Annotated in this window: 6 protein-coding genes and 1 pseudogene; 1 reads left to right on the forward strand and 6 read right to left on the reverse strand. The window is 66.2% G+C overall.

The genetic code is table 11. The features are described from left to right. The first annotated feature begins 44 nt into the window (after positions 1 to 44). The gene (locus WS78_RS22420; RefSeq protein WP_059575927.1) at positions 45 to 1,190 is read left to right on the forward strand and encodes a DUF2827 domain-containing protein; all 1,146 of its coding nucleotides are present in this window, start codon (positions 45 to 47) and stop codon (positions 1,188 to 1,190) included. Positions 1,191 to 1,300: 110 nt separating this feature from the next. Here the strand turns inward: WS78_RS22420 and WS78_RS22425 are convergent, their stop codons facing one another. The 6 genes and pseudogenes from WS78_RS22425 to WS78_RS22460 form a co-directional block, all read right to left on the reverse strand. Beyond that, positions 1,301 to 1,768 carry a DUF4019 domain-containing protein gene (locus WS78_RS22425; RefSeq protein ID WP_082717694.1) on the reverse strand — a complete coding sequence of 156 codons (468 nt, stop codon included), beginning with the start codon at positions 1,766 to 1,768 and terminating at the stop codon, positions 1,301 to 1,303. A gap of 51 nt (positions 1,769 to 1,819) precedes the next feature. Continuing rightward, positions 1,820 to 2,968: a DUF2827 domain-containing protein gene (locus WS78_RS22430; protein WP_059575925.1), complete on the reverse strand. Its 1,149-nt coding sequence runs from the start codon at positions 2,966 to 2,968 to the stop codon at positions 1,820 to 1,822. A 21-nt stretch (positions 2,969 to 2,989) separates the two neighbouring features. After that, on the reverse strand, positions 2,990 to 4,144 hold the full coding sequence (locus WS78_RS22435; RefSeq protein WP_059575923.1) for a DUF2827 domain-containing protein: 1,155 nt from the start codon (positions 4,142 to 4,144) through the stop codon (positions 2,990 to 2,992). Next, positions 4,141 to 9,126, reverse strand: coding sequence for a YadA-like family protein (locus WS78_RS36175; protein ID WP_156437464.1), 4,986 nt, complete (start codon positions 9,124 to 9,126; stop codon positions 4,141 to 4,143). Before WS78_RS36175 ends, WS78_RS22435 begins: the two co-directional genes overlap by 4 nt. 1,108 nt (positions 9,127 to 10,234) lie before the next feature. Further along, a pseudogene (locus WS78_RS22455) lies at positions 10,235 to 12,020 on the reverse strand (tetratricopeptide repeat protein); the annotation flags it as partial. A gap of 263 nt (positions 12,021 to 12,283) precedes the next feature. Then, a complete protein-coding gene (locus WS78_RS22460; protein ID WP_052144998.1) occupies positions 12,284 to 12,595 on the reverse strand; it encodes a hypothetical protein in 312 nt (103 codons plus the stop codon). Positions 12,596 to 12,607 lie beyond the last annotated feature (12 nt).

The following is a 12,607-nucleotide window of genomic DNA, read 5'->3' on the forward strand; positions in this document are numbered from 1 at the left end:
AGGGCATGCGCTACACTGCGTAATTCCCTTCCCTCCGGCATGCAATGACATCCCCTGTCGATTTGAACGGCTTGCGCATCGGTATCACGATCGGCCTGCGCGAGCCGAACGAGAGCCTCTGGATCAACGGCATCAAGCAAAACGCGCTGTTTCTCGCGAAGCTGCTGATGAAATCGTCGCGCGGCTATCGGGTGACGATCGTCAACACGACGGACGTGCCGATCACCGACGCGCTGCCGTGGGACCGCCGGATTTTCGACACCCGCTCGTTCGTCGACATGAAGGATTCGCTCGACGTGCTGATCGAGCTCGGCGGCCAGATCGACGGCGAGCAGACCGCGTATCTGAAGGCGCGCGGCGTGAAGCTCGTCAGCTACTGCTGCGGCTTCGAATACATCCACGCGACGCAATCGATCCTGTTCGGCCGCCGGATGTGGGAAACGCTGTTCATCAACCGCGGCTACGACGAGATCTGGGCGATTCCGCAGATCGCGCCGTCGTCGCTGCCGTTCCTGCAATCGCTGCGGCGCTGCCCTGGGCGCGTCGTGCCGTTCGTCTGGGACCCGATGTTCCTCACCGAGCGCACGCGGCTGCTGCGCGAGCGCGGCGAGTACCGGCCGAGCGGCAAGCGCGCGAAGCGGCTCACGGTGATGGAGCCGAACCACGATGTCGTCAAGTTCTGCGTGTATCCGATGCTCATCATCGATGAAGTCTATCGGCGCGATCCGGATGCGATCGCGTTCGCGCACGTGACGAACGCCGAGCGGCTCGCGCACGACAGCCCGGAATTCGTGATGTTGATGAATTATCTGGAGATCGTCCGCGCGAGCAAGGCGAGCTTCGTCGGCCGCTTCGATACGCCGACGTTCCTCGCCGAACACACGGACGTCGTCGTGTCGCACCAGTGGGAGAACCCGCTCAACTACTTCTATTTCGACGTCTGCTGGCAGGGCTATCCGCTCGTCCACAACGCGCATCTCGTGCCCGACATCGGCTACTACTATCCGGACAACGACGTGCTGACGGGCGCGGAAGTGCTGACGCGCGTGCTGCGCGAGCACGACGACGACTGGGAAGGCTACGCGACGCGGCAGCGCAGCCTGCTGCGCCGCTATACGTCGAAGAATCCGACGCTCGTCGCCGAATACGACACGCTGCTCGCGAATCTCGTCAACGACTGCGGGCGCTGAGCGGCGAGCGAACGAACGCCGCGCGTGCGATCGGCGCCGCGGCGCTTCGGCCCGCGTGCCGATCCCGCCGGTTCCGGCTCTTCAATTCGATTGGTCTCGATTCAGCCTAGTCATTGCCCGGCGAGCGACGGCGTCACGCCTTGCTGCTCGCGCGGCGCATAGGAGACGAGGTGCCAGCGGCCGTCGCTCTCCCGGCGCAAGCTCAACTTCTCGAACACGACCTTGCCGCCTTGCAGCGTCGTCGTGAAATCGACGTTCGCGTATAGCCCGTCCGGCACGTCCTTCGTGTTCGCGAACTGGATCAGCATGATGTCCGACCATCCTCGCCGCGCGACCGCGCCGAGCGGCGCGCGCAGCCGCCGCGTGTCGTCGGCGAAGCGCTGCGCCGTGTATCGCTCCTTGACGAAAGCGGCGGAATCCCGCCAGACCAGATCGAAGCGGCCGTCGTCGATCTGCTTCAGCACGTCCTCGGCGCTTTGCAGCACCGCGTCGGGAGACGGGCTCGCCTGCGCGTGGGCGAGCGGGCCGGCGGCCAGCATGGCGGCGGCGATCACGCATCGGGCGACTAGCTTGTTCAAGCGACCTCCGGGTCGAAATAGGGCGGCGCGGCGCATGCGGCGATGCCTGCGTTACCGGTACAGCGCGGCGAGCGCTTCCGTATAGGCCGCGACGTTGTTCGGGTTGTAGATGCTGACCGAATCCAGAATGTGCCGCGACTGCTCGCGATACGCGTCGAGGTTCGCGTCGTGCTCGTGGAACGCCTTCAGCAACTGGCGGCCGCCTTCCTGGCAGTCGAAATCCGGATAGAAATAACCGGCGCGGCCGAGGTACGGCGAATTGTGGACGAGCGGATAGTCGCCGTACAGCAACTCGTAGTACAGATAGTTCTGCGCGTTTTCCCACGTGTGCGACACGACCGCGTCGCCGTACGCCGCCATGAATTCGTAGACCGCGAAGCGCCCCTCGAACGTCGTGAGCCCATGCGCGACGATGTCGAGGCTGCGCGCGAAATGGACGAACGTCGTGTGCTCCTTCATGTGCAGCGTGTTGCACACGCGCACGAATTCGACGAAGTTCGGCTGCGCGCGATACGCCTCCTCGGTGACGAGCATCGGCACGATGCTCGTCTTCACCATGCAGATGTTCGGCTCGAACGTCGCGACGCGCCAGCGCGGCTTGCCCGGCTTGTAGCCGAATTCGAGCCCCGGGCCGAGCGTCGCGCGCGCCTTGTCGAACAGCAGCGGATGCCAGATGTGCGGCACGATCGTCACCGGGCTGCGCAGCCCCGATTCGAGATAGTGGCTGCACGAATGCTCGAATTCCGGAATCGTCCAGACGCCGTCGTAGCGCGCGCCCGAGAACAGGAAGCCGGACGGCTTGTCGAAGATCGCGCGCTCGATGTCGATCACGTAGTCGTTGCCCACGCGCATCGTCACGACCTTGCCGCCGCGCTGCTGATATGCGGCGATCCATTCGGCGTTGAACTGCGCGCTCATTTCGATCAGCACGTCGCAGCGCGTCATCGCCTCGTCCATCGAGATGAGCGGCACGTTCCATTCGCCGAGCATCAGTTGCGGATCGGCGTCGCCCGTGCCGCCGTTGACCATCACCGCTTCGGCGACGAGCGGCGACTGGCGCAGCAGCAGCACGAGCAGCAGGCAGTTCTGGAAGATGCCGTTTTCCCACAGCGACTGGCCGGCGCCGCGCACGAACAGCGACACGCCGACGACGAGACGCTTGCCGCCGTTCGGCACGTCACGGGCGGTGGTTTCGGACATGCGTTCTCTCCGGGAATAGGCTTAGGCGAACAGACGCGCGACATACGCGTCGAGGTTGTCGCGGTTGTCGATCGAGACTTCGCGCAGCAGCGCGTCGGCGTGGCGGCGATAGTCGTCGAGATGCGCGTCGTGATGGCGCCACGCGTGCAGCAGCGCGCGGCCGCCCGCCGCGGAATCGAATTCCGGGTAGTAGTAGCCGGCGTCGCCGAGGCGCGGCGAGTTGTGCACGAGCGGGTAGCCGCCGTACAGCACGTCGTAGTACAGATAGTTCTGCGCGTTTTCCCACTGGTGCGAGATCACCGCGTCGCCGTGCTGCGCGAGGAACGACGGCAGATCGATGCGCGGCTCGAAGGTCGCCTTGTGCTGGCGGACGAGATCGAGACTGTTCGCGAAATGGACGAACGTCCGATGCTCCTTCATGTGCAGCGAGTTGACGACGAACAGATGCTCGACCGCGTCGGGCTGCACGCGGTGGAATTCGTCGGCGGCGAGCATCGGGTAGTGGCAGGTCTTCACGACCGAGATGTTCGGCTCGAGGATCGACAGCCGCCACTTCGGGCGGCCGGGCGCATAGCCGAAGCGCAGGCCCTCGGCCTCGAGCTGGCGCGCGCGGCGCTCGATGAAGTACGGCGACCAGATGTGCGGCATCAGATGGACGGGCGCCCGCAGCAGCGTGCGCAGCAGCGGCATCGCGGTCTTTTCGTACTGGGGCAGCGTCCAGGCTTCGTCGAACGGGCCGCCGTTGAAGATGTGGCCCGACGGCCGGCCGAACATCGGCGTCTCGCAAAGCCCCGCGTACGTGTGCCCGACGAAGCAGACGACGAGCTTCTTGCCGAGCGCCTTCATGTACTTGAGCCAGTCGACGGGCAGCTGCGCGCCCATCTCGATCACGACGTCGAGCGCGTGCGACACGTCGCGCGGGTTCACGAGCGGCACGTCGAGGCCGCCGAGATCGAGGCCGGCGGGCAACGCTTTCGCGTCGCCGCCGTTCAGGAAGTAGATCGGGCCGACCCGCTCCGACTTCCTGAGCATCATCGCGAGGAACGCAATGTTCTGATGAATGCCGTTTTCCCAGATCGCCTGGCCGTCGCGGGCGAAGAGCGAGATGCCGACGGCCAGGCGCTTGCCGGGCGCGTCACGCGGCCCGGTCGATGAAGAGTGGACGGAGTCGATCACCAGCTATATCCATATCCTGCACCGAAGGTCTTGTTCTGCCCCGACACGCCGATGCCCAGCTTGAGAATGCCGTTGGTTGTCACATGCGCGCTCGCGCCGAATGCCATCCCCGACTGACCTGCGAAGCGCGCGACGCCGACGGCGACGTTGATCGTCTTGCCCGGCTCGACCTGCGGCAGCATCGTCAGCGCGGTGGCGGCCGCGATGCCCTGACGGGCCATCGAATCGGTTTGCTGCAGCGCTTGCTGAGTCTGGGTCAACTGCGAGCCCAGATTGTTGATCTGGGACTGCTGGCCCGTCAGCGATTGTGACATAGAAGTGGACAGCGCATTCAACTGGTTGACGTTGACCGCGTCGGTGCCTTCCGTGCCGGCGGCGACGTTCGTGACCTGCCGCTGCTGCGTCGAGCTGCCGACCGAGACGACGTTCGAGCGGCCGCCGTCGGTCGAGCCCGCGCCGATCGCGACCGAGTTCGAGCCGGCCGTGACGGACGGCGCGGTGGCGTTCGGCGCGCTCATGTCGGCGGCGATGCCCGTGCTCGACGGCAGCGAGCGGATGACGTTGGTCGTGCTGTTGACGATCGTCGTCGACAGCGACGTGAGCTGCGTGCTGATGTTGGTCACGCTCGTCGACAGCGACGCGACGCTGGTGTTCGTCGTCGACAGGCCGGTGGACAGCGAGCCGATGCCCGTGGAAGTCGACGTGGAGAGCGACGCGACGTTGCTGTTGGTGGTCGACAGGCTGGTGGACAGCGAGCCGACGGCGGTCGAGGTCGACGTGGAGAGCGACGCGACGTTGCTGTTGGTGGTCGACAGGCCGGTGGACAGCGAGCCGACGGCGGTCGAAGTCGACGTGGACAGCGAGGCGACGTTGCTGTTGGTCGCGGCGAGGCCGGTCGACGCCGACGTGGAGAGCGACGCGACGCTGCTGTTGGTCGTGCTCAGGCCGGTGGACAGCGAGTTCACGTAGGTGAGCGTCGACGTGGACAGCGACGCGAGGTTGCTGTTGGTTGTCGCGAGACCGGTGGACAGCGAGCCGATCGAGCTCAGCGCGGACGAGAAGGTCGTGGAAGTCGACGTGGACAGCGAAGCGACGTTGCTGTTGGTCGTGCTCAGGCCAGTGGACAGCGAATCGACGCTAGTCGAAGTCGACGTGGACAGCGAAGCGATCGAGCTGTTGGCCGACGACAAGCCGGTCGAGGTGGAGGTCGACAGTGAGGTCAGGCTGCTGTTGGTGGTGCTGAGGCCGGTGGACAGCGAGCCGATACCCGTGGAAGTCGACGTGGACAGCGACGCGACGTTGCTGTTGGTGGTGCTCAGGCCGGTGGACAGCGAATCGACGCTGGTCGAAGTCGAGGTCGAGAGCGAGGCGACGTTACTGTTGGTCGTGCTCAGGCCAGTGGACAGCGAATCGACGCTAGTCGAAGTCGACGTGGACAGCGAGGCGATCGAGCTGTTGGCCGACGACAAGCCGGTCGAGGTGGAGGTCGACAGTGAGGTCAGGCTGCTGTTGGTGGTGCTGAGGCCGGTGGACAGCGAGCCGATGCCCGTGGAGGTCGACGTGGACAGCGACGCGACGTTGCTGTTGGTGGTGCTCAGGCCGGTGGACAGCGAATCGACGCTGGTCGAAGTCGAGGTCGAGAGCGAGGCGACGTTGCTGTTGGTCGTGCTCAGGCCAGTGGACAGCGAATCGACGCTAGTCGAAGTCGACGTGGACAGCGAGGCGATCGAGCTGTTGGCCGACGACAAGCCGGTCGAGGTGGAGGTCGACAGCGAGGTGAGGCTGCTGTTGGTCGTGCTGAGGCCGGTGGACAGCGAGCCGATGCCCGTGGAGGTCGATGTGGACAGCGACGCGACGTTGCTGTTGGTCGTGCTCAGGCCGGTCGACAACGAATCGACGCTGGTCGAGGTCGAGGTCGAGAGCGAAGCGACGGAGCTGTTCGCCGAGCTGATACCCGACGAAGCGGAAGTGGACAGCGAGGTCAGCGAGCTATTGGTGCTGCTGAGACCACTGGACAGCGACGCGACGTTGCTGTTCGTGGTGCTGAGGCCGGTGGACAGCGAGCCGATGCCTGTGGAGGTCGACGTGGACAGCGACGCGACGTTGCTGTTGGTGGTGCTCAGGCCGGTGGACAGCGAATCGACGCTAGTCGAAGTCGACGTGGACAGCGAGGCGATCGAGCTGTTGGCCGAGCTGAGGCCGGTCGAAGCCGATGTCGAGAGCGATGCGACGTTGCTGTTGGTGGTCGACAAGCCGGTCGACGCAGAGGTCGACAGCGACGCGACGTTGCTGTTCGTGGTGCTGAGGCCGGTGGACAGCGAGCCGATACCCGTGGAGGTCGACGTGGACAGCGACGCGACGTTGCTGTTGGTGGTGCTCAGGCCGGTGGACAGCGAATCGACGCTGGTCGAAGTCGACGTGGACAGCGAGGCGATCGAGCTGTTGGCCGAGCTGAGGCCGGTCGAAGCCGACGTCGAGAGCGATGCGACGTTGCTGTTGGTGGTCGACAAGCCGGTCGACGCAGAGGTCGAGAGCGAAGCGACGGAGCTATTCGCCGAGCTGATGCCCGACGAGGCGGAAGTCGACAGCGAGGTCAGCGAGCTGTTGGTGGTGCTGAGGCCGGTGGACAGCGAGGCAACGTTGCTATTGGTCGTCGAGAGTCCCGTCGACAACGAACCGATGCCGGTCGACGTCGAAGTCGAAAGCGAAGCGACAGTGCTGTTGGTGGTGCTCAGACCGGTCGACAACGAATCGACGCTGGTCGAGGTCGAGGTCGAGAGCGAAGCGACGGAGCTGTTCGCCGAGCTGATACCCGACGAAGCGGAGGTGGACAGCGAGGTCAGCGAGCTATTGGTGCTGCTCAGGCCACTGGACAGCGAAGCGACGTTGCTGTTGGTCGTGCTGAGGCCCGTCGACAACGAGCCGATGCCGGTCGACGTGGAAGTCGACAGTGAAGCGATCGAGCTGTTGGCCGAGCTGAGGCCGGTCGAAGCCGACGTCGAAAGCGATGCGACGTTGCTGTTGGTGGTCGACAGGCCGGTCGACGCAGAGGTCGAGAGCGAAGCGACGGAGCTGTTCGCCGAGCTGATACCCGACGAAGCGGAAGTGGACAGCGAGGTCAGTGAGCTGTTTGTGGTGCTGAGGCCGGTGGACAGCGAGCCGATGCCCGTGGAAGTCGACGTGGACAGCGAGGCGACGGTGCTGTTCGTCGTGCTCAGGCCGGTCGACAACGAGCCGATGCCGGTCGACGTGGAAGTCGACAGTGAAGCGATCGAGCTGTTGGCCGAGCTGAGGCCGGTCGAAGCCGACGTCGAAAGCGAAGCGACGTTGCTGTTGGTGGTCGACAAGCCGGTCGACGTGGAGGTCGACAGAGACGCGACGGAGCTGTTCGCCGAGCTGATGCCCGACGAAGCAGAAGTGGACAGCGAGGTCAGCGAGCTATTGGTGCTGCTGAGACCGCTGGACAGCGAGGCGACGTTGCTGTTGGTGGTGCTGAGGCCGGTGGACAGCGAGCCGATGCCCGTGGAAGTCGACGTGGACAGCGAGGCAACATTGCTGTTGGTGGTGCTCAGGCCAGTCGACAACGAGCCGATGCCGGTCGACGTCGAAGTCGAGAGCGAAGCGATCGAGCTATTGGCCGAGCTGAGGCCGGTCGAAGCCGACGTCGAAAGCGATGCGACATTGCTGTTGGTGGTCGACAGCCCGGTGGAAAGCGAGTTGACGCCGCTTTGCGCGGTGCTGATGCCCGACGAAGCGGAAGTGGACAGCGAGGTCAGCGAGCTATTCGTCGTGCTCAGGCCGGTCGACAACGAGCCGATGCCGGTCGACGTGGAGGTCGAGAGCGAAGCGATCGAGCTATTCGCGGAGCTGAGGCCGGTCGAAGCCGACGTCGAAAGCGATGCGACATTGCTGTTGGTGGTCGACAGCCCGGTGGAAAGCGAGTTGACGCCGCTCTGCGCGGTGCTGATGCCCGACGAAGCGGAAGTGGACAGCGAGGTCAGCGAGCTATTAGTGCTGCTCAGGCCGCTGGACAGCGAGGCAACGTTGCTATTGGTCGTCGAGAGTCCCGTCGACAGCGAGCCGATGCCGGTCGACGTCGAAGTCGAAAGCGACGCGATCGAGCTGTTGGCCGACGAAAGCCCGCTCGACGCGGAAGTCGACAACGAAGTCAGGCTGCTATTTGTAGACGACAGCCCGGACGACAGCGAGGCGACGTTGCTGTTGGTGGTGCTCAGCCCGCTCGAAAGCGAAGTGATCGAGCTATTGGCCGACGACAAGCCCGTCGACGTCGAAGTCGACAACGAAGCGACGCTGCTGTTCGTCGACGACAGCCCCGTCGACAGCGACGAGATCGAGCTGTTGAACGTCGACATGCTGCTCGACAGCGAGCTGATGCCCGTCGAGGCCGACGTCGACAGCGAATAGAGCTGGCTGCCGTTGATCGCCTGCGAGCTCGTCGCCGTGACGGCGCCCGCCGCGACGCCCGACAGCAGCACGCCGCCCGTCGGGCCCGCGCCCGCGACGTTGCTCATCGTCAGCGTGTTGCCGTTCGTGCCGCCCGTGCGGAAGTAGATGTTGCCGGTGCTGCCGTTCAGGACGACTTGCGTGTCGTCGGCCGACAGGCCGATCCAGTCGGTCGTCGAGCCGGGCGTGACGCCGCCCGCCCACGACCCGATGCCGGTCGTGCAGGGCGACGTCAGCGAGGCGCTCGCGCCGTAGCCGGTATACGTCGGAAGAACGCCGTTGTTGTAGTTCGCGCACATCACCGAGTTCGATTGCGCGAATGCGGCGGGCGATGCGACGAGGCTCAGGCCGAATGCCGCCAGCGCCGCGACGGAGATGCCGCGCAGCCGCGTCCAGATCGGGCAGACGGAGGCGGTCGCGACGGCGGTCGCGCCGCCGCGACGCCCGTTCGTGTGCTCCGATACCGCAACCCAGCTCCGCGTGGTCTCGCACCAGATGGTTTTGTAGATCTTGTTCATCTCCGCCCTTTTTGCAATCGAACCGACTAAGAAAGTGACCGCACTTTGTTCCGTCTGAAGATCTCGGTCGGTCGACTGGGCGCCGGAGTTTTTCGGCCGCTTTTAAACACGCTTCGATCATCGAACTGTTGTTTGCAGCCGCGATTCTATTTATGTGTTGGTTAGCGGACTGACAAGAACTGTAAAAAGGAATTGAATTTATTGTTAATAATCGTCAATCCGTCTTTTTAATTTGATCGGCCAGTTCGATTCGATTCGCCGGGATTCGTTGAATAAACGTATGACGATTCCGGGGTGAATGGCTCGGGCCTTGGTGCGCGGGGCTTCGGGAGGGAAGTGAGAGGCGGCTGCGGATTTTGTCCGGGTTGTAAATTATTTAAATGAAATCGCCGGGCGGCAATCGCCATTTAATTTCAATTTGCTTTCTGATTTATAAATATTGGTTTTCGTTTGCCGGTGGCTGGCGGTAATGAATTTTAATATTCGATGCTGGATTTAGAGTTGAGGTTCTACTTGGTCTGGGCGCGCGAGGCATTTGTCCGATTTTTAACGGGAAATCCCGAATTGCGTTTTGCCGCCGTGCGCCGGCATCGCGACTGCCGCGCGCGGCGATCTTGCTGCGCGTCTGGTATTTCCCGATAGTGCCGGCACGCGCGGCGCGATGGCGACGAAGCGCGCGACGGTGGCGCGCCGCGCGACCGCCGGACGCATGCGACGGCTTTCCGGACAACGGGGCGCCCGGCGAAAGGCGGGCGCACGGCATCGTTCTACGGCGACCGGGCGCGGATCGCGGTTTCGTCGGAGCGCGTGCGCGCGCCACCGCGTGCGTCACGGCAAGCGGCGCGAGGGCTGCGCGAGCATCGATGCGCTTGCCGCCCGACCGCCCGACCGCCCGACCGCCCGACCGCCCGACCGCCCGACTGTCCGACTGTCCGACTGTCCGACTGTCCGACTGTCCGACCGCGCCGACCGTGCCGACCGTGCCGACTGCGCCGACCGCGCCGACCGACTGACCGACTGACCGCGCGTGCCGGCCGCGCTACGCATTCGTCCCGCGCGATGCATTGCGCTTTCGCCGCGACGCGCGGCACGAGCGCGGCTGTCCGTCCGCGGCCGCCAGCGCGGCCAGATCGTCGCGCACCCGGTCGAGCGCCGCCGTCCAATCGCGATACCGGGTTTGCCGATATAGCCGGATCGAGCGATACCACGGGCTGTCGTCGCGATCGATCGACCAGACCCAGTGCGGATTCACGTCGAGCAGCAGCCAGGTCGGCCGCCCGAGCGCGCCCGCGAGGTGCGCAACCGACGTGCAGACGGTCACGACGAGATCCAGATTCGCCAGATAGGCGGCCGTATCGTCGAAGGTCGGCAACCCGGCCGTGTGATCGATTACGTCGAGCCCCGCCGCGCGCATCGTTTCGACGTCGCGCGCGCCGTCGACCTGAAGGCTGTGGAACGCGACGCCGGCGACGTCGCGCCATGCGCGCGCAAGCGCTCGGATCGAGCGCGCGCAGCGGGTTGCGCTGGTGCGTCCGGCTGCCGCTCCAGACGAGCCCGACGCGCAGCCGGCCGTCGGCGGGCAGCCGCGCCGCCCATCGCGCGGCGCGCGCCCGATCCGCGAACAGGTAGCCGTGCGCCGACGGAATCGTGTCGGGCCGCACGCCGAGCACGAGCGGCGCGCTGCCGACGGGCAGATGGCGGTCGAACGCCGGCAGCCGGCGCGCGTCGTGCGGCGCGATGCGCATCGGCGCGCCGGCGAAGCTGCGCGCGAGGAGCGTCTCGAGGCCGGCGAAGCATGCGAAGACGACGCGGCCGCCCGCGCGTGCGGCCCGCTCGGCGACGACCGGCGCGAAGCGCGCGAACTGCAGCGCGTCGCCGAATCCCTGCTCGCCCCATAGCATCAATGTCTTGCCCGCAAGCGGCTCGCCCTGCCATTGCAGCTCGGCAGACGGGCGCGGACGATCGTCGAGCTCGCGCGCGCCGCGCCAGCGCGCCTCGTGATTGAGCCAGCCGTTCGCGTAGTCGCCGTGCAGCAATTGCAGCATCGCGAGCGACCATTGCATGACCGGATCGTCGGGCGCGCCTCGGTGCGCCTGCGTCGCCGCGGCGAGCGCGTCCGGCCAGCGCTGCCATTCCTTCAGCGCATTCGCGCGCGCGAGTTGCGCAATTGAGTAGCCCGGGCCGAGCGCGCACGCACGCTCGGCCGCGATCAGCGCGCGGGCCGGCTCGTGCAGCGCGAGCCACGCGTTCGAGCAGTTGCACCATGCCATCTGACTGTCCGGGTCCGCGCGGATCGCGGCTTCGGCCTGCGCGAGCGCATCCCGATGCTTGCCGGTCTGATAACGGAGGGCGGCGAGATTGTTGCGCAGCATCGGGTGCGCGGGATCGAGCGCGTCCGCGCGGCCGTACGCGTCGGCCGCAGCCGCGTATTCGCCCGCGTAGTGATGCGTGAGGCCGAGCAGGAACCACGACCGCGCGTCGGCGGGCGCGCGCTCGCACAGCGCCTGCGCGACCGTGCGGGCGAGCGCGTGTCGGCGAAGCTCGTGCAGCAGCGCGATCCATTCGGGCAGCCCGCTCGTCGCGGCCGGATCGGCGCGATGCGCGGCGTCGAACGCGAGCTGCGCGCGCTCGGGCTGCCCGGCGAGCCGAGCGAGGCGCGCGCGTTCGAGCCACGCGGCCACGCAAGGCGGCGTCGCGGCGAGCGCCGGTTCCAGCGCGATGGCCGCTTCGTCGAAGCGGCCGAGCAGGCGCAGCCAGTGCGCGCGGCATGCGATCGCATCGGCGCAGGCTGGGGCGGCCGCGTGCCACGCGCCGATCGCGTCGGCGGCGGCGATCAGTTCGCCGCGCTGCAATTGCGCTTGGATGTCGGCGAAACGGTTCGGGTCGGCGGGCATGACGTTCGCTCGAAAGGCCGGCGCGGCTCGATTCGCCGCCGATTACGGCGATGGTCGAGGGCCGCGGGCGGCTCAAGGTCCGAACGATATCCGATTTTGGGGCGGCTCGAAGGCGCCGCCGGGCCGGGCGAAAGCCGGCCGCGAGGCGCGCATCGCCCGACGGGCGATGCAAGGATGCGTTCGCGCATCGATCGGCGCGCGCGGCGAGGTCGTCGACCGGGGTGCGGTCGTGCGCGGCGTCGCGCCGCGCGGATCGCGCCGGCTTATTGATCCGCCGGCGGCATGACGTTCGGCGTCGACGCGCAGTCGAACGTGAGGCTCGACGGCTTGCCGCGCCGATCGTCGCCGTGGAAGTCGGCGTCGCGCTCGAGCGTTTGCACGGCGCGCTCGCCGCATACGCGCGCGGCGACCTTCGTGCACGTTTCGAATTTCCCGAACGCGCCGCCGCATGCGACGCGGTAGGCGAGCGGATGGCCGGGCAGGCTCGCCTGCGTCACCGAGTAGGTCGGCCCGCTCGACGCGCTGCATCCCGCGAGCGCGGCGAGTGTCAATCCCATCCATGCGATGTGCTTCATCATCGTGTTTCT

It is taken from the genome of Burkholderia savannae, assembly GCF_001524445.2.
GTDB lineage: Bacteria > Pseudomonadota > Gammaproteobacteria > Burkholderiales > Burkholderiaceae > Burkholderia > Burkholderia savannae.

Excerpts from the sequence above, each read along its gene's own strand:
- WS78_RS22420 (WP_059575927.1), top strand. The coding sequence starts at position 45 with ATGACATCCCCTGTCGATTTGAACGGCTTGCGCATCGGTATCACGATC.
- WS78_RS22430 (WP_059575925.1), bottom strand. The coding sequence starts at position 2,968 with ATGTCCGAAACCACCGCCCGTGACGTGCCGAACGGCGGCAAGCGTCTC.
- WS78_RS36175 (WP_156437464.1), bottom strand. The coding sequence starts at position 9,126 with ATGAACAAGATCTACAAAACCATCTGGTGCGAGACCACGCGGAGCTGG.
- WS78_RS22460 (WP_052144998.1), bottom strand. The coding sequence starts at position 12,595 with ATGAAGCACATCGCATGGATGGGATTGACACTCGCCGCGCTCGCGGGA.